The sequence below is a fragment of the Acinetobacter sp. ABJ-A23_2 genome, from assembly GCF_044538765.1.
Lineage (GTDB): Bacteria > Pseudomonadota > Gammaproteobacteria > Pseudomonadales > Moraxellaceae > Acinetobacter > Acinetobacter nosocomialis_A.
The window spans coordinates 1-18487 of record NZ_JBIUCP010000060.1 but is presented as its reverse complement, the minus strand read 5'-3'; the positions used below and the strand labels follow the sequence as shown (position 1 = coordinate 18487).

General features: G+C 37.6%; 14 protein-coding genes and 1 pseudogene. 6 read left to right on the top strand and 9 right to left on the bottom strand.

All coding sequences use genetic code 11. The annotated features are described in order from the left end of the window. Positions 1–123: 123 nt before the first annotated feature. The 3 genes from ACH63V_RS16390 to ACH63V_RS16380 form a co-directional block, all read right to left on the bottom strand. Complete coding sequence (locus ACH63V_RS16390; protein ID WP_396464083.1) at positions 124–5019, bottom strand: RHS repeat-associated core domain-containing protein; 4896 nt, start codon at positions 5017–5019, stop codon at positions 124–126. A 12-nt stretch (positions 5020–5031) separates the two neighbouring features. Next, a complete protein-coding gene (locus ACH63V_RS16385; RefSeq protein ID WP_396464082.1) occupies positions 5032–8178 on the bottom strand; it encodes a type VI secretion system Vgr family protein in 3147 nt (1048 codons plus the stop codon). A gap of 448 nt (positions 8179–8626) precedes the next feature. Further along, on the bottom strand, positions 8627–9187 hold the full coding sequence (locus ACH63V_RS16380) for a TetR/AcrR family transcriptional regulator (protein WP_396464081.1): 561 nt from the start codon (positions 9185–9187) through the stop codon (positions 8627–8629). A 713-nt stretch (positions 9188–9900) separates the two neighbouring features. On the opposite strand from ACH63V_RS16380, the gene ACH63V_RS16375 reads away from it, so the two are divergent. The 3 genes from ACH63V_RS16375 (at position 9901) to ACH63V_RS16365 (ending at position 12062) form a co-directional block, all read left to right on the top strand. Then, on the top strand, positions 9901–11148 hold the full coding sequence (locus ACH63V_RS16375; RefSeq protein WP_396464080.1) for a serine hydrolase: 1248 nt from the start codon (positions 9901–9903) through the stop codon (positions 11146–11148). A gap of 124 nt (positions 11149–11272) precedes the next feature. Continuing rightward, complete coding sequence (locus ACH63V_RS16370; RefSeq protein WP_396464079.1) at positions 11273–11614, top strand: hypothetical protein; 342 nt, start codon at positions 11273–11275, stop codon at positions 11612–11614. A 19-nt stretch (positions 11615–11633) separates the two neighbouring features. Next, complete coding sequence (locus tag ACH63V_RS16365; RefSeq protein ID WP_396464078.1) at positions 11634–12062, top strand: GNAT family N-acetyltransferase; 429 nt, start codon at positions 11634–11636, stop codon at positions 12060–12062. Positions 12063–12173: 111 nt separating this feature from the next. Here ACH63V_RS16365 and ACH63V_RS16360 read toward each other — a convergent pair whose 3' ends face one another. Continuing rightward, a complete protein-coding gene (locus ACH63V_RS16360; RefSeq protein ID WP_254617132.1) occupies positions 12174–12587 on the bottom strand; it encodes a TetR-like C-terminal domain-containing protein in 414 nt (137 codons plus the stop codon). A gap of 72 nt (positions 12588–12659) precedes the next feature. After that, positions 12660–12788 (bottom strand): annotated as a pseudogene (locus tag ACH63V_RS16355) (TetR family transcriptional regulator); the annotation flags it as partial. Positions 12789–12928: 140 nt separating this feature from the next. On the opposite strand from ACH63V_RS16355, the gene ACH63V_RS16350 reads away from it, so the two are divergent. Then, the gene (locus ACH63V_RS16350; protein WP_396464077.1) at positions 12929–13330 is read left to right on the top strand and encodes a DUF6130 family protein; all 402 of its coding nucleotides are present in this window, start codon (positions 12929–12931) and stop codon (positions 13328–13330) included. Positions 13331–13435: 105 nt separating this feature from the next. On the opposite strand, the gene ACH63V_RS16345 is transcribed toward ACH63V_RS16350, so the two are convergent. From ACH63V_RS16345 to ACH63V_RS16335, 3 genes are all read right to left on the bottom strand, one after another. Further along, positions 13436–13894 carry a hypothetical protein gene (locus ACH63V_RS16345; protein ID WP_174736347.1) on the bottom strand — a complete coding sequence of 153 codons (459 nt, stop codon included), beginning with the start codon at positions 13892–13894 and terminating at the stop codon, positions 13436–13438. 252 nt (positions 13895–14146) lie between these two features. Beyond that, positions 14147–14341 carry a hypothetical protein gene (locus ACH63V_RS16340; protein ID WP_217486288.1) on the bottom strand — a complete coding sequence of 65 codons (195 nt, stop codon included), beginning with the start codon at positions 14339–14341 and terminating at the stop codon, positions 14147–14149. 160 nt (positions 14342–14501) lie between these two features. Next, positions 14502–15452, bottom strand: coding sequence for a 3-hydroxyacyl-CoA dehydrogenase NAD-binding domain-containing protein (locus tag ACH63V_RS16335; RefSeq protein ID WP_396464076.1), 951 nt, complete (start codon positions 15450–15452; stop codon positions 14502–14504). A 256-nt stretch (positions 15453–15708) separates the two neighbouring features. On the opposite strand from ACH63V_RS16335, the gene ACH63V_RS16330 reads away from it, so the two are divergent. Beyond that, on the top strand, positions 15709–16407 hold the full coding sequence (locus ACH63V_RS16330) for a DUF1826 domain-containing protein (protein WP_396464075.1): 699 nt from the start codon (positions 15709–15711) through the stop codon (positions 16405–16407). A 241-nt stretch (positions 16408–16648) separates the two neighbouring features. Next, on the top strand, positions 16649–17677 hold the full coding sequence (locus ACH63V_RS16325; protein WP_396464084.1) for a MerR family transcriptional regulator: 1029 nt from the start codon (positions 16649–16651) through the stop codon (positions 17675–17677). A 161-nt stretch (positions 17678–17838) separates the two neighbouring features. On the opposite strand, the gene ACH63V_RS16320 is transcribed toward ACH63V_RS16325, so the two are convergent. Next, positions 17839–18051: a cold-shock protein gene (locus tag ACH63V_RS16320; protein WP_002054492.1), complete on the bottom strand. Its 213-nt coding sequence runs from the start codon at positions 18049–18051 to the stop codon at positions 17839–17841. Positions 18052–18487 lie beyond the last annotated feature (436 nt).

Here is an 18487-nt window from a genome sequence, read left to right as displayed (position 1 = left end):
CTATTTTTCCTTCAACATAATCCCAATCAACATTTTTTACTTGATAAGAAAAAGCAATGTCATTTATATCAATATAATCATCATTAATTTTAATGAGTGACTTAAATTTAATCATACGACCTCTTAATAAAATTGTCCTATTCGTCCACGATTTAATCCAACTACCCTACCATTTGTTTTTGGTAGTTGGAACATTTTAGCATTTGCCCCTGATTCAGCTAATTTTTCACGATTCGCCTGTAATACATTTCTAATTTCTGTTTCAATTTGCTTAATTGATAGATTTGGGCATAAAAAAGACTGTGTACTTTTAATTGAGCCATCCCAATATTCAGGGTGATGTCTTTTTAAGATATGTGTCATTGCTGCTTTGTCTAAAATATATGTATTACTTCCAAACTGATATCTCTTTGTTTTGAAACCATCTAAAGCATTCACTACATTTGAATGAGGACATGTTTTTTTAGGAGTCCCTTCTTCTGGTTTCGCTGATCCTTGCTTTTGCTTGCTGCTAGTTTTTTGCAAGCCAAGTGGATCAATCCAACTAATTGAACTTGCAGCATATTGATAAACATTTATTCCCCCCCATAACCCTATCGGATCTTTACTTACAAACCTACCTACATATGGGGAATAATAACGATAGCGATTGTAATGTAATCCTGTCTCTGCATCAAAATACTGTCCTTGAAAACGGATATTATTTGAAATAATTTCACTATTTTCGAAGAAATTCGACTTGGTTTTCTCTGTTTTACACTCGCCCCATGCTTTATATTCGGCTTTCCAAATAATTGCACCTGTATGGTCGGTCATTTCTTGCGGTGTGCCTAAATGGTCGCAGTGATAGAACCATACATCATCAAACTCTTTACCCTGTTTTTCAGTTTTCCAAAGCGGGTCACGGTGTATGTTATAAGGTCTATCTGACCAATCTGGTGTTTGGTGCAATTCTATAGGACTTAAATAAACAGCCTGTAGCATTGGCACGAAACTGTCCTTTTCATAGATGTAATGCTTGGTCAGTTCCTCTGTGGACTCATAAGCAAGCGTATCGCCATCCCATCCATAAATGATGTTCTGCTCTTGACCTGTATGGTGATGTTTACTCCGCTTTTGAATACGTCGACCTAAAGCATCATAGCGATATTCTGCCGTATATTGACTATTACGGCTCCTCACTAGACGGCCATAGACATCCCACTCAAGATTTAAATCACCTTGGCTCGTTTTTTGTCGTACAAGTTGTCCATAAGCATCATATTGGTATTGTTGATCTAGATATTCTTTAACTACGTTATTAACTAAACGATTATAACCATAGCCTGTTTCATCTAGCTTTTGTGAGTGGCTTTGAGCCTTCTGACTATGATGCGAATCTATAATGTTACTGGCGGGGTCAAAACTAAACGTTTCTTTTCCAAGTTTACTGCTCGCTTCAAGTAAACGCCCTACAGGATCGTATTTATAGGCAATATTGCCACGGCGTGTATCTCGAATTGCCGTTAGCTCACCTGTTTTGTCATATTGATAAAGACGCTGTACCAGTTGACTGGTCTGCTCTAATGCATTGTTGTGGCGCTTATATTGGTTTTGATAGCCATTTTCATGTTCGCTTAACATCATTTGGCTTTTCAAACGACCTGCCAAATCATATTGCTGTTCTTGACTCACTCCATTGGCATAGTGACGTGCAATTTCTCGGTGTAAGTCATCACGCTCAAAGCTAACTAGGTCTTGACCATTCACGATTAAACTTTGTACATGACCGCTACCATAGGTCAACCAGTCAATCATCTGACCGTCTGGACGAGTTGTTTTGATTCGATCATTAATTTCGTCATATTGGTGTTTCCACACCGCGGTTTTATTGATTTTATAGTCTTGCTGGTGTTCCTGTACTAAATTGCCAGCCGCATCATAAAACCATTGTAAATTGCTTTGAGCATTTTTAGCTTGAATGATTCGCCCCATATAATCATAGGCAAATTCTTCAGTCTGTTTTTCTTCGAGTTCTAAACCATAGTGACCATAACCCGCAGTACGCTGTTCTAAACGCCCCATACTGTCAAAGATAAATTGTTGAATTCGGTCTTTTGGTGCAGCTCGGTCTTTGAGGTCTTGTCCATAAGCAGATGCAACTTCAATACTGGTTGCAAGTTGGCCCGAGTTTTCATCGTAATGGTAAACCGTTTCCTTACCATCAAAGTCAATTTCTTTAACGAGTCGGCTTGCGACATCATAGAAGAATTGGTAACTGGCACCATTTTCATTAATGAGTCGGGTGAGACGTCCTAATCGATCCCATTTATATTTTAATTTGTGATTTAAAGCATCTGTACGAGACAGAATTAAACCCGCCTCATCATATTCATAGCGAGTGATGTTCTGTTTAGGATCTATATGTGCCAGTAAACGCCCTTCAGCATCATGAATGAAGTGTTCTTCTGTGCCATCAGCATGTTTAATCTTTTCAAGTTGACCAAAAGCATTCAGAGGTAAACCTTTTATAATTGGTTCTCGATTTTCTAAGGTAAGTTCAGTATAAAAATACTCAACTTTTTGTTTTAATGCATTTTCAATGCTTATTACACGACCACGCTCATCATATTGCCATTTGGTCTCTTTACCTGAACAATCTGTATAACTAATTAAATTCCCTTGGTCATCATATTTGAGTGACTTACTTCCACCTTTAGCATCTGTAATGGAAGTGACTAAGCCCATGGCATTGTAAGCATAAGCCGTTTCGTGCTTAAGTGGATCAATTTCTTTGATTAGATTACCAGAACCATCATATTGCTTAAACCAACGTCCCTGCTCAGCATCGACCATCCCTATCAGATTATCTTTGTCATCATATTCAAAGTAGCTAGTTGCACCATCAGCTTGGGTGGTGGTCAACATATTGCCACGCTCATCGTAAGTATATGAAGTTTTTGAGCCATCTTTAGCGATATGTAAAGTGATGTTCTTAGCATTGTCCCTAAAGAACCATTCCTGATAGTTGTCAGGATAAACAATACGGTAGGTATAACCATCTATATCGTAAAAATGTTCAGTAGTATTACCTTCAACATCAGTCACATAGGTTTTCCGGATGTTTTGATCCCACTCCAACTTTGAAGCACGACTAGCATTGTCGGCCCATTCTTCAATGGCTTTTGAAGTAGGTAAAATACCATCCCATTTTAGGTTCATCCCACGATGTGTAAGATCTGTATAACGTGTAATTAAGTGATGGGTATATTGATAATAATAAGAAGCTGCAAACTCATTTGTTGCCTGAACCAAATCACCTTGTTGATCATAGTTATAACTTGCCAAAACACGATCTAACTGGCCATTTTTGATGGTCCAAATATCGGAAACCAAACCTTGGGGAGTTAATTGCAAAGCTAAATGAGCGAGCAAACTCTCGTCTTGTTTAAATAAAATGTCCGATAAAATTGTTTTATTATCCGTAGAAACATGGTCATAACGTAAAGCGACTTTGAAACCATTTTTACGTTCTATATAGGATAGACGATAGTCCTCACCGTATTTTTCATAATAGCGTTTTTCGTCTTCACCGTAGGCAATTAAATGCAACTGATCTGATAAAACTGTATAAGTGTATTGCTCAATCGGATCATAAATACTTTGACCCTTCTTTAGGTCTGGCAAATCAATTGCCCGACCATCTAAACCGATGTATTCAAGCCCATTTAAATAGTCTTTATGGTCTTTTTTCTTTGGACTATATTTAAATTTACGAGAAATTTTTGTAGTAAATGGAGTAACCCAACGTGCTCCAAATATCGCGTCATCCATCTGGTAAAGGTTTGAAGCATAGGTACGGCTAATGCTGTCCTGAATTATTCCACCGAGTTGTGCATCAACATGAGTAAAGAACTCTGTACCCATTGCAAAGGTAATCGAACCATCAGTACTACCCATACAATTTTTGCACTTACCAGCATTTTTACCTGATGCTGCTTGTGATGTCGATTTTTCTAATCTAGCATCATCATGGTGTTTGTCTGCTTGAGATGTTTGACCTGCTTTGACTTGAGCTGCTTTTTTATCAGCTTCAACTTTTGACTTATGCTTCTTTACTGCCAATAATAAAACAGCTAACAACCACCCAATTGTAAAAGCTGTTTCAGCACCACCTAGCCCTTGTATTTTTGTTTTTGCTGTTATGCCTAATAGCTTAATATTAGTTCCGAGTTTTAAAACAGTGGCTTTATCTTCATCTTTAACTACCCACATTGCACCTTTGGTTAGTAAGTTAGCACCGCTCTTTGCATTACCTTTGAAATTATTCTCTATGGTATATGCAACATTTTTCCCAGCCCGAACAATCTCTCCATTCATCAATCTCGGTATGATTGCATTTCTTTGTTCTTGAGCACGTTTATAATTTGCATCAGGATTTGCTATCGTTCCTTTCTCAACAACTTGACGTATTCCTGTATCAATTGTTGACGTACTATTTTCAACCCATGTACCAGTTTCTGTCAGTAATAAATTTAATCTTTTTTGGGCTTCGTTCGCAAACTTTTCAAGTTCACCTGCCACTGCTGAATTTAAGTGTTCTGATATAACACTAATAATCGTTACTTTAAATGCCGGACCTATTTGCTCTTTAGTTAATTTTTTTACTCCATTTTTAGTTATTCTTCTTACTTCCTCTCGCACTAAAAACAATGCAGGACGTGCCATTGTACGAGCGGTGGCTGTTGCTGGACCAGGAATTATCGCAATCGCATCAATCCCTAAGTTTGCCCAATCCATAATGTCAGCATTGTTGAATCCTTTATCATAAATCTGCATAAGATCAGAAACGACATCAACAGCAGCAAATACACTCCCTAACAAAGGTATATTTCTTGCAACAGTTTCAATCCGCTCCAAGGTAACATTATTATTTGTCTTCGCTTTTAACCATTGATCTATTTTTTCTTTCGAATTTTGAACATCTTTGATGCTTAATGTATTTAATGGTGCAACAACTTCTGGAGTACTTCGTGCCATATTCTTCTCAAATTATACAAACGTTTCAAAAGGTGATTGGATTTTTGTTATTGCTGTTTTGTCAGAGCTTGCTTGAGCCAATCTTCTGAGTGGATTACTCTGCTGACTTGAAGGCATAAAGCTATTTTGACTAACAAATGATTGACTTAACTTAGATCCATCACTCCCCCCTAAAACCTGTTCCATCGCCATTGGTAGCAATGCTTTAGCACCTTGATCTTTGATTTTTTTAACCGATTCAATCTTCTGCTGCGCAGATTTCACATTGCTCGCAAGTTGACTCAACTTTTTAAAATCATTTTTTAATGTTTCAGTTAACCCTTTACTGCCAGATGCAATGCCAATGCTGCCTTCTACATCATTTTGATTTGGCCACTCTACCTTGCGTTTAAAATCACTTGCCTCATCCCAAGGATTACGTGGGTCTGGATCGAACAGAATCTTTACTGAACCTGTTGCCAAACCAGAAACACGAGCGAAACCTTTATCGTCTAACTTTCCTTTAAAGACTTTTCCTAAAGTGTCTGTCACTGTATAGCCAGCACCTTTGACAAATTCTCCATGTACATAATCATGACGTAACTCTAAAACGCCTTGTGCACGTTTTGGTGGAGGTGGCAAACTAGATTTAACACTTGCCGATGCGCCGCCTTGGAACACATGCTGTCCAGCATTGACCTGAAATTTCCCGCCAGTTTTCGGAAAGATTCCTGAACCATTTAAGGTAATTTGTGAACTTGCGCCAGTAATTACAATTTCTTTAGGACTACTAATTTCAATCCGATCTTCTGTAGAAGAAATGGTAATACCTTTATTAGCAAGCACATCTAAAGCATCTGACTGGGCGTGTATTTCTACCTTGCCTTGCGCAGCGACTGCTTTTAGTCCACTTTGCACAGCAAAGAGACTGAGTCTATTTTGGGCATGTGCAATCACATTCTTTTGAGTACTTATATTAATGCTGTCTCCAGCAATCTGATTGATTTGTGCATCAGCCGAGATATGAATATCCTCGGACGTACTCAAGGCTATGCCATCTGGTGAACTTAAAAGCAGTAAAGCTTTTTCAAATTTAGCGATTTGCTGCTGAATTTGTGAGGCAAAATCTTTTAACTGTTCAATCGATTCTATTTCATCGGTTTTCTGGTTTTTAGCGATGTCACTCAGTGCTTTACTATTCGTTTGACTCCCTTCAAGTTGCTTTTTCGCAACTTCGGCATCGAGGTGTTCGCCTTTGGCATTATCCTGTTTATGGGTGGACACCAATAAACCTTGCCCCGCACGCAATGCCCCCCATTGGTCAGTACGCAGTTCAAAACCTTCACCGCGATCTTCACTTTCCGCTTTATCTTTAGGATGACTTAATTTCCCGAGATTTAACTGGCTTGCACCATGACTGCTTTGTAGCTGGGTACTAATTTGTCCCGGTGTATCATCAAATCTGAGTTGTCCAAAACCACCACCCGACACTTCTTTGGAACGGATACCACTCAGCTTTTTAGTGTCAGGAAGCTTACCTTTGTTATCAAATTTGGTTGGATGGCGCTGTGCCTCATGAATTCGACCCATCACAAATGGTCGGTCGATATCGCCATTAAAGAAGTCAATAACAACAATCTCACCGATACGCGGTAAAAAACGTGCGCCGTAACCTTCTCCAGCCCACGGCGTTAGAACGTCAATCCAAGCTGAATCGGTGTCATTGTTGTTGGTTCCAGCACCACCATCATGGCTATGGTCATCACTACGGGTAAACAGGAAACGAACTTTAATACGTCCCCATTCATCTACATAGATTTCTTCACCTTCAGGGCCCACCACTTTCGCACGTTGTGGATGAGTGACTGGACTATGAATTTGTGGGTTATAGCCGGGTGTTGTTGGAATATGGCGACGTTGTAAAATCAGTTGATTCGCTTGGCGTTCATCACTGGTCTCGGGGTTTTGTATTGACCAGTTACTTTGCGCCAATAGACCATTAATTTGGTCATTTAAATCTTTAGGTAAATTATTCTGATTAAAGAAATTTTTAGAAACAATCAAAAAGCTTTTATCTGAGCTTTCATGCTGGTCTATTTCTGGGTGTTCATTTAATTCGAAATAGTAACCCACATAGGCATCGCGGACCGTCGTTTGCGCAATAAAGCGTTTCGCCTGCGCCTCGTAGTAATTGTGGAGGTTCTGGTTTAATCGTTCAACTTGTTGATTTCCAGATTTAGTTACACCATCCTCACCCTTTAAGTCACCAATCCATGCAGGCGCATAGTTCCAAGCTTGCTCTAAGCCAAGTGTAGCATTGTCATATTGTTCGCTATGCTGATGCTTACTTTGAACGCTTCCAATCCCTTCTTCTTGTTCTAATATTTCTGCTTGCCAACGTTGTATATGCATAACGTTGGGTTGAAGAGTACGCTCGGCAGTTAAGCGAGTCATGCTGTCGTATTGTTCAACCGCACTACTACGGTGGTAACGAATCGTTTTACGGTCCAAAGGCTGATATTGGCTATTGGCATCAATCAACCTGAGTTTTTGAGCTTGAATAGATGTATCGGTACTTGGAACAATATGCTGAGCTTCATCAATGAGCCAACTGATATTTTCACTACGAAGTAAGCGTGTGAGGAAGTCCCAATCACTTTCGTTATGTTGCATAACAAAAGGACGAACATCATAAGTTTGTGTTAAACCGCTTAAATCCAAACTTAAACTTGCAGCAAATAGCGGATTTTTAACTTGCCATTCTTTAAATAATATTTCCCATATTTCAACCACGCTTTTATTCATAAATACGCGCGAATTGCGGCGATATTTCCATAATGCGGTTGGATCTTCTAAGGTCAGCTTATATAAAGTTAGGCTTCCATCTGACTGGCCTTGCTGAGCATGAGTAATAATGCCTGTAACACGGGTTAATTCACCTCGCTCCGTCACTATATCTACAGCGGCCTGAATACCAATAAAAGATTTTAGTTGAATCGTTGCATTAGTTGATAGGCATAAAAGTTCTGCTTTTAAGCCATCATTGAGTGCATGTACGCCATCAATTCTTTGCAGAAAGACTTGGTCATTCAATATCGGAGACGTAAATTGAATATGAATAGCTCGTTTCTGTGGGCTAATGCCCAAACTATCTAAAACTTGATGAATACTGTTCAACATCTTTATAGGACTGAATTATATTTAGTGGTATTTTACAAAGCACGTACAGATCTGTCTATTTAATTAAGAATTAATTTTACATTTAAATTAAATATTAAAACTTATTCTATTCAACAGAATATAATCCAGCCCTAGCATGATTAAAAGATTTGTTAATTTTGCTATATTAAGCCTCATTTATAAAGCATTAATTTTTAAAAATAAGCCAATAAATCAATTGTTTAAAAAATGTATAAACAATAAACAGGCTTATACATTTTATTGGTCAATTCAAATATCAACAACAACATAACACACTGTTATATATAATATTTTTAAAATTCAAAAATAGATCTACTATTATTGAAAAATACTTCCAAATTACTTTCCATGCAAAGAATCAATTTAAAATAGTTTAGATATTTTAAATTATAATTAGAAACAATTTTTAACATTTCTTAACACTACTCTAATTTCGAATAAATGACATTAGAAATCGCTCAAACAACCATTCCTTTACGTTTGAAATATCGGAACTTAAAAGCTGAATAATGGTGCCTTCAATCATATATAAAAATAATTTGGCATCATGAAATGAGGCTTCCCTATTAAGCGCCCTAAGCTGGCTATAGATTTCATTGGTTAGCCATATTCTATATTTGATGGCAACTTGATAGGCATTTGAATAATTATTTTTAGTTTCAAAAATGGCTTTAAATAGCAGGTAATATGGCCCTTCCAAGTCGGTATGCAAGTCATAAAGTATTTTGAGTTTGTCCTTCACGCTTGTGTTTTGGTCGTATTCCACCATTGCAATGACTTTCTCTTGTAGCCGTTCTTTTTGCACAAGTAGGCAAATTTCGATAAACCGCGCTTTGGACTGAAAATAATGATAAAAAGTCATTTTTGTAATTTCAGACTCTCTCACAATTCTGTCGACACCTACTAAATGGAATCCGTGGTGGTGAAATAAATCAATCGCCTTATTAATAACTTTTAAAGCACGTGTAGAAAATACTAAAGGTGGCATAGTTTTTACCGCTATAAATTCTTGTTGTTTCTAAAAGAGAAAAAAGCCTGTGCCCTTTTTGGGAGAAAAAAAGGCACAGCAAAGCCATAAAGACTGTGCTTGGCACATCTCAAGTTTTATTGTTGATACAAATTTTTGAGCCGTAATGACTTAAAGCCTGAAAACCCTAAAGGTCATCAAGCTGTTTAAAGATGATTTAAGTGGTGTCGTTATAGCGTTTGGCATCGAGAGCCAAGAAATAATGAATGTGCAAAGCCAACTCCTTCTATGGGAGTTCTACCAGACATTAAAATTATGGTGGCAGAACGGAAGAGGGTTCGCGGACTGGTTTCGACTCCAGCACACCCGAAGGTGTCCCTCTCCCGTCCTACCGCTACGGGAGGAGACGAGGAGATGCTCACACAAAACTATTCCTCAGAAGAAATAATCCTGATGTGGTCGAAAACAGCGGTCCGCGACGACCGACTGGCAATGTGGCCAGCAGGCAAAGGATAGTGTTCAAGCCTTTCACAGTCAAGCACACAAAATGACATTTGCTTTAAAATAAATCATTAAAAAGTAAGGGTAAATAATTTAGTTTTATTATTAAATTAGGGTTTATAAAATCGAAGAAATTTATATAGATATATAAGTTTTGATGGGCCAAAATGAATGCTTATTTTAAAACCATTTATAAAAAACTGTAGATGAGTCTGAATATAAGAGGACATTGAATGAAGAACTTTCTCACCAAGAAAATGTACACAACTAGAGCTTTATTTTTTGCTGTAAGTGTTATGGCTTTGAATGTTTCCCCTATTGTTATTTCTACTACTCATGCAGCGACAGAACAAAAAATGGATAATTTATCGACTAAGCTTTCATCAATTTTTGCAGATAAACTCGTAGAACCTGTTTTATTTAGCCCTCAATTTTTACAACAAGTTTCCATCACACAAATTCAAAAAATCGTTGATGATTTAAAAGCCTCTTTAGGCACGCTTAAAAGTATTAATGTTTCAAATGGCTCGGGGACGATTGATTTCGAGAAAGGAGAATTACCTGTTTCAATTAGCTTAGATGAGCAAGGGCAAATTAGTACCCTTTGGTTTAGCGCACCTCATTTTAAGACCGTAAGCCTAGACGAAATGGTTAAAGGACTACATGAAAACGCAATCGGTAAAACCTCTCTTTTAGTAGTTGTAGATAACAAACCTGTGGTTGTTGAAAACGATAAAACCCCGATGGCTGTGGGTTCAACTTTTAAGTTACTTGTTTTAAAAGCATATGAAGATGCGATAAAAAAAGGCGAATTAAAAAGAGAAACTATTGTTTCTTTAAAAGAAAAGAATCGCTCATTGCCAACTGGAGTTTTACAAAACTTGCCTAATGGTACACCTGTAAATCTGGAACTTCTCGCGCAGTTAATGATACAAATTAGCGATAATACAGCGACCGATAGCCTGATAGAGGTATTAAAGAAACCTCGTATGGAAGCGTTGTCACCTAGAAACATCCCGATGCTGACAACACGAGAGCTATTTCAATTGATTGACCCAAGTAATGAAAAGCTAAAAAATAAGTTTAAAACAGGTACAAAGTCGGCTCGTCTAGAAGTGTTCTCTGAGCTAGACAAACTCCCGCTACCGAATGTGAGTAGCATTGGAAAATCGGCTACTTGGCAAGATGTTGAATGGTATATGTCAGCCAATGAGATTTGCCCTCTGCTTGAAAGTGTTCAAGATGCCCCTGCTCTGAACAGCTCTTTAAACCCACTTTTTAAAAATTTGAATTGGCAAAAAATTGGTTTTAAAGGCGGTTCCGAATACGGCGTGATTAACTTTTCTGTGATTGGAAAAACTCAAAAAGGCCATAAAGTTTGTGCAGTATTTACCGCAAATGGAAATGAGCCACAGCCTGAGTCAAAATTGGCAATATTATTTACAGGTATACTTCAAGCTGTTGATTCTATGAATCGTTAAGTACAAAAGCCCATCATGAGTGGCTTTTAGCAATTCCTTATGATGGGCTGATTTGGAGTTATTCAGATACTCGCGTACAGTCGTTTTGAGAAATTTATTATTAAATAAATAAGTGGTGATAAAGATGCCATTAATTATACCCGTAGCGATTGACGAGGGTGCGCTAGAGGTTCTTTGGTATAGCCCTTTTGAAAATATTAAAGATATTATTCTATGGTGGGAAGTACAAGAAAGCATTGATATATATAAATATAAGACCGACTTGGAAGCTGCTGAAGCAATTCTATCAAATGGCAAAATAGTCAGTGTAAAAACAGAAGAGCAATATGATCTCTACTATGCAATAAGTGCAAAAGCTGAAACTGTAACGCTCATGATCGACACAGACTATACCTCGCGCTTATCTTATAAAGGAAAGAAATATTTTCATAAAGGAAAGCTTAATTCCCCCCCTGATCTAATTTAATGGTACTACAGAAAATATTATGGAAATTTCATTAAGATTTGCTACTTCTGCCGATCTCAAAGCTATAAATGAACGTTATGCTGAGGTTGATTTTGTTCCATCACATGAAGATGAACTTATTGTACTCGCCTCTATTGGTGATAAAACTGTTGGACAAGGTAGAGTTGTGTCTATTGATTCGAATAGCGGCGAACTCGGTGGAATTTATGTTTTTCCTGGCAATGAAGGGTTAGGCATCGCCCGTAAAGTGGTCGATTTCTTAATTAAAAACTCGGATTTTTCTGTACTTTACTGTCTACCTTTTGCAGAACTAGAAAGTTTTTACGGTTCGATGGGTTTTGTTCCCGTGAAAGACATGGCTCAGGTTCCTCAAGCTGTAATCAAAAAACATGAGTGGTGTAATAGTAATTACGACAAACCTGTTTTACTTTTAGAAAGAAGTAAATGATGTAAAAACTCATAAAAAACCGCCCCAGAAGGCGGTCATTGAGTATAAACCAGTAGGCATTGCCCACCCTGTTTAAGACATTGAGCACGACTTAGAAATCAGAATGAAATCTCAACGTTTGAGGCGATCAATTTGTTCATTGATCAGACGTTGTGCAAGCCCAAGGTAGTTCCCTGACTCAACGTCCCAACTCTGTAACTGCCCATCAATGTTCATACGGGCAAGGCCATAAGCCAATGCACGAGTAGATAACAAGGCATCTTCAGCCGAAATACCGACGAGCTCTCCACTCGATACAGCATCATTCAACAGTTGTCGCATCTGACGACGAATCTTGTCGTTAGCTGCCCGAAGCCCACTTCCCTCGAAATCGATGACGGCGCGTGTGGAAATCACTTGAAAGTGATGCGGATTTTCAAAGGCCCAGATCAGGAATGCCTGTCCCAATGCACGGTATTGCTCTAAGGGTGAGAGACTCGCTGCTTGTGTGAGTGCCTGATCGATTTGCATAGTGAGACGAACCATGGCCTCTTCTGCGACCGCATTCAGCAGTGCAGTTCTCGATGGAAAATGGCGAAACGGTGCACCTGGTGAAACGCCAGCCCGTTTAGCTGCCTCTCGTACAGAAACGGCTTCAATCCCACCCTCTTTTAAAAGAATCAACGTCGCATCAATAAGTGCGGCTTTCAGTGCGCCGTGGTGATAACCCCGTTGTGTGTCTGCCATGAATTTCATCACTTGTAAATTTACGATAGTTTAACTTTGACAGTACTTTGAGATCAATGTAATCTGTGCTTACATTAATCTCAGAGTGCTTCGTTATGAACACAAAGTTACTGGTCACAGGAATACTGGGGGTATTGCTTTTGGGATCGCAAGCCTATGCGAACGAGACCAGTGTTGGCGTATCACCAGTGCAGCAAAAGGATAATGCCCCCCATTTGATTATTGACTCTCCAACAGATCATCAGGTCATTAAAGGGGTCGTCATTGTCCGCTGGCATGCGCAAAATATTCGAATATTGTCTGTTTATGGAGATGCGGCGCTCGCGGTTAAACCAAAACTCGGTCACCTGCATGTTTCGCTTGATCAAAATTCTTGGCATTGGGTACAAGCATCTGAAGAACCAATCGTCCTTCAGGGACTAGCTCCTGGTGAACATACGGTTTCGATTGATTTAGCTGATGCAACACATCAAGTGTTAGATCATCAGACATTGACGTTTGTCACCACAAACATAGATTCTAGAAATACGCATTCCCATTGACCAGAATGGTGTAATACCCATAAAAAAAACCGCCCCAGAAGGCGGTCGCTGAGTATAAACCAGCAGGTATATAGAAGTATGGTGGACGAATACTTCTATATTCTTTTATGAAGGAGTTTTCTCGGTTTTCAGAAAATCTTTCGATTTAAAATAATTAATAATCATATCCGCATGCTCTTCTTTTTGAGGAGCGGCTGTCACAGGAAATGATTCTTTAGACATTTTAAATCCGTGCGGGATGAGCTGTGAAATTGGCGGAAATTTGGGTTTCCCACCTTCTGTAATCCGCTCGATAAAACTTGCTAACCAGAGTAAATACTCTCCTTCATTTTCAAACTTAGGCATAACACTTAAATCGACTTTGACTTTACATTCACTAAGAGGCTTGGTGAGCTGTTCATCAAAATCAATGTAATTGAACTTAAGTTTAAACTCAGTCCCTTTAATGGCCTTACGTATCTGACTGATTAAACAATTCAGATTTTGTGTAAGGTCATTGGTGAATAAGTCGTCTTTTTTAATATTCTTATAAACCTTTTCAGCCACGGCTAAATACTTTGGCATTTTTTACCCTCCTCAATCTCAATTGTTATAAAGTTTTGATCTTAAAATGTTTTATGGTTCTGATTATGGTGAAACAAGTGTAAAGGAGTGAAACATTATTATAGTCAAAAGTAAGTAGTTAAAGCTTTATGTAAACCGCACCAAACAATCACATAAAAAAAGTATGGTTTTGATAACTCATCCGCAATTTTTCTAAATTATTAAGATGTTTTGAAATATTTATTTTCAATTAAAATTTACCATTTGGTAAAATTAATACGGTCGCATTTGCTGATCTCGTCTTACCAACCCTAAAACTGATCTACGAACTCTAATTTCTTCTTCAGAAAATGGTAAGTGTTCTTTTAACTCATCTATAGAAAGAGAATTATTTTCTATTAAAAAACAGTCTTGTTCGGTCGTCCAATGTGAAGCCACCGATTCAGTTTGCTTGTAGTAACGTTTCATATACCTGAGTAAATTTATGACCATAAAAAGCTTAAACATACAACAAGCTCTTTATAAGTTTTGAGTAGAAAGAAGAATAGGAATACTACCGAAATACGCCACAATAAAAAAGCCAAACATTGCAGTAATAAAGCCCTGTTTGGCACTTCTAAAAATGAGTTTAATCCAACTCTAGCTGTTGTCTTAGTTTAAGAATATCGACTAGCCCTTTATCTCTTTTTTGATATAAATCGACATCTTTATAATGTGTTAAAAGCTGTTTCGTTTGTTCTTCTAACAACTCTGTCGTTTCTTCTGAGTGTTGGAAAGCCTGCATATCATTCCACCATTCGGTCATAGGTGGCCCAAGGTGGTGAATTGCCTCTTTAAAACCCTTCTGGTTCGCAAGCTCCATATTTATATAGGGGCCAAATAATGCCCATCTCAACCCTGGCCCACTGGTAATTGCGATATCAACATCTTCGGCTGAACATACTTCTTCTTTCACCAAGGAAAAAGCTTCTCGCCATAAGGCTGCTTGCAAGCGGTTCGCGACATGCCCTTTTACTTCTTTATTTAAAATAATCGGGTGTTTGCCTAGTCTTTGATAAAACTCGGAAGCGCGCTTTAAAAGCTGTGCATCTGTTAAATTTCCGCCTACAATTTCAACCAAAGGTAATAGATGAGGTGGGTTAAATGGATGACCTAAAAGTATACGCTCGGGATGAGCTGCCTCTTTTTGAAAGTCTGAAACTTTTAGGCCGGAAGAACTTGAAGCAATCAGTGTCTTTTCAGGACAATATGATGTGATGTCTTGATATAACTTTTGCTTTACATCTAAACGCTCCGGCGCATTTTCTTGAATAAAATCGACATCGGCTACGGCATCTTTTAAGTTGTTGTGAAGCTCTAGATTTGAAAGAACATCTTGTAAAGAATGGCTAGGCTGCGTTTGCAAATCTAAATCTTGTAAATCTTTTAAATTTGCTTGTATTCTCTTTTTAAATAATTCTTCATCTATGGGATAAGGATCATATACCTTTACTTTAAAGCCTTTATATAAAAATAATGCTGTCCAACTTGCGCCAATGACACCAACACCAACCACACCGATTGTTTTAATTTCTTCCATACTTTCCTCACAAGCCTATTACTTTTAAAAACTGTCCTTATTTCCTTACACGACCATAAAAATAGTCGACTTATCATCTTATCTTGGTTACTTAAAGCCATTTTATAATAGGCAAGCTGAACCCAAAGTTCATATCATTATTGTACTTTTCTTGCATTATATTCATTTTTAACAGCTAAAATTGCGGCTAAAGATTGCAGCCCTAGAAGCGCTAAACGTGTATGATTGGCAGGGTTTTGAGCGATTTAAATTTCATATGACAAATACATTTTCAGACCACAAGCAAGTTGAAGTGGTGTCTACTTTTGCTGAACTTGTAAATACACATTTTCAGGGAGATAAGAATGCTATTTGTTGGCACAGAAATTTGATGGGCGACTTTAAAGAAATTGTGGCTAAGCTTGAGTTAAAAGAAAATATTACCGAAATTTCTACTGAAGACCTGTTAGCACTTGAGCTTTCAGAACAAGGTGATTTGGCTCGAGACATTATTTTAAAAGACATGCAGCTTTTAACTGATATGGGTGCATCGCCTGTACTTAATTTACTTAAACACTATGAACGTGATGAAGAGCTAGATTTTATTTCAACTGATGTCTATTCATTTCATGTTGATCGTTCCCCTATAGAAACTGATACTTTTTTATGTACTTATCACGGTGCGGCTAGCGATATTGTGCCTAATGATCAGGTTGAGCAAAAAGTTTTAATTCCAGAAATTAGAGAGAAACTCAAAGCATTACACGACGGCCCAGAAGCGGAATTTGAAAGCTTTTTAGCAGAGTTTTTTTTTGATTTACATTACCAGCCTAAAGCCCATGCTCAACCTATAAATTTGGGTACAGGACACTTGTGGCGTTTGGCGGTAGATCATCCCACTCAAAAGGTTTTACCGTGTGTGCATAGAGCACCCGTTGAAAATGATGGTGAATATCGGTTGCTACTCATCTGTTAATTTCCGACATGTTGCTAATTTTAAAGACTTAAATATCTGTTCTTTCATTATTGAATTGGCTTAAAGTCAATTTATATTAAAAAGCATTTCTAATTTCTCGTCGTTCACTCCAATAATGAATAAAATAAATTTGAATATTTACCAAAGCGAAAATAATGAAAAATTATGATTTAAAGTAGTTGACCCTCACGTAACGTAAGCCCCTAGCATAAAACATGCCTAAGGAAGAAGGAGCTAAATGATGCTGTTAAAAGTTGGTGAATTGGCTAAACAAACAGGACTTACTGTCCGCGCTCTTCATCACTATGACGATATCGGTTTACTTCAGCCTTCGGTCCGTTCCGATGCTGGTTATCGACTATATACCCGTAAAGACATTACTCGTTTGCATCAAATTCAAGCATTACGAGGAATGGGAATGTCGTTAGCCGAAATCCATACGGTTCTTGAAGACCCCAATCTTGCGCTTTTACCCATTATTGATCAGCAGATTCAAGCAATTGATCAGAGACTGAACGAGCAAAAGAAATTGCGAAATCAGCTCAGTAAATTGAAATCTCAGATTATGAGTGGTGAAGAACTTGGTTTGGAGGATTGGCTAAAAACAATGGAGCTTATAGCAATGTTTGAGAAATACTTTACGAAAGAAGAGCTTGAAAAACTTACTTTCTTACAAGCAGGTAGTAAAAGTCACCAAGAATGGCAAGAGTTAACTCAGGCAGCAAATGCACTATTTAATGCTGGCGAACCATCTAATAGTGAAGCCGCTCAAGATCTGGCACGAAAGTGGATGAAAACTCTTGAGCATAATACGCGAGCTAACCCCGAATGGCTTGTTAAATTAAATGCCATAAATTCAGCAGAATCTGAATTTCAGGAAAAATTAGGAGTTACACCAGAAGTTGTTGAGTTTTTACTTCAAGCGTTTTCTGAAAGTAAGCTGAGTATTTTTGCCCGCTATTTATCTGACAATGAATTTGCTTTTCTAAAAGAAAACTACATTCGTGAGATGAAAAAATGGCCTCAATTGTTGGTCGATATTGAAAAATTGATTGATGCTGAAGTCCAACCAGATAGTGAAGGTGCACGGCGTTTGGCTCAACAATGGCTTTCTATGCTACAAGGCTATGCTGGTAATAACCCAAGTACTCAAGAAAAAATTCGTACGGCAATGCAAAATGAACCGAGCCTTGCGGACGGCACTTGGCTCAAACCAGTTACCCTACAATTTCTGGAAAAAGCAGTAGCAGCTTTAATGCGCAGTGCTTAGTTCTGTTAAATCGCTCTTTTTATACTAAGAAGGGTAATTTTCCCTAGGTTATTAAAGTACTTATTCAATATCGAATTTAAAATCGAGAAAGAAAAGCTAAACCTTATTGCCAAAAAAAAGCCCTCTAAAGAGGGCTTTTTTTATTTATTCTACAGAAATAATTACTGTGGAATAATGTTAGTAGCGCTAGGGCCTTTTTGACCTTGCACAACATTAAAAGTCACACGTTGACCTTCATGTAAAGTTTTGAAGCCAGAAGATGCGATTTCTTTGAAGTGAGCAAAAACGTCTGGACCAGAATCTTGTTGAATGAAACCAAAACCTTTAGTTTCGTTGAACCACTTAACTGTACCAGTAGCTGTGTTGTTAGACATGATATACATCCTATTGAATTTTAAGAACTTAATGTCATGAGACATGACGGGTTTAACTTGGAAAAAATAACGAATTGAGCTTAAGATCTTAAAAACGGAGGATTATGAATAAAGCTTCGATACTAAAAGAGGATTTACTAAACTAATAAGTCTTTTTTCTAGTTAAGCTAATTATACACCAAAAAATCACTTATACAAACTTTTTATATGAATTATTTATTACGACTATACTAAACATTTGTTTACATCTGTACAAATAATTACACTTTATGATCTAAACATATAACATTTTATTTGTTATAGCCCCTTCTTAAATCTTAGATTTATATTAATTTAAAACCTTTATCCGACTTAACAGTATTTATTAATTACAATAACTTAGGCTATATCTCTGTCCTACTCTATAATATTACTAAATATTATGATTACCCTATGC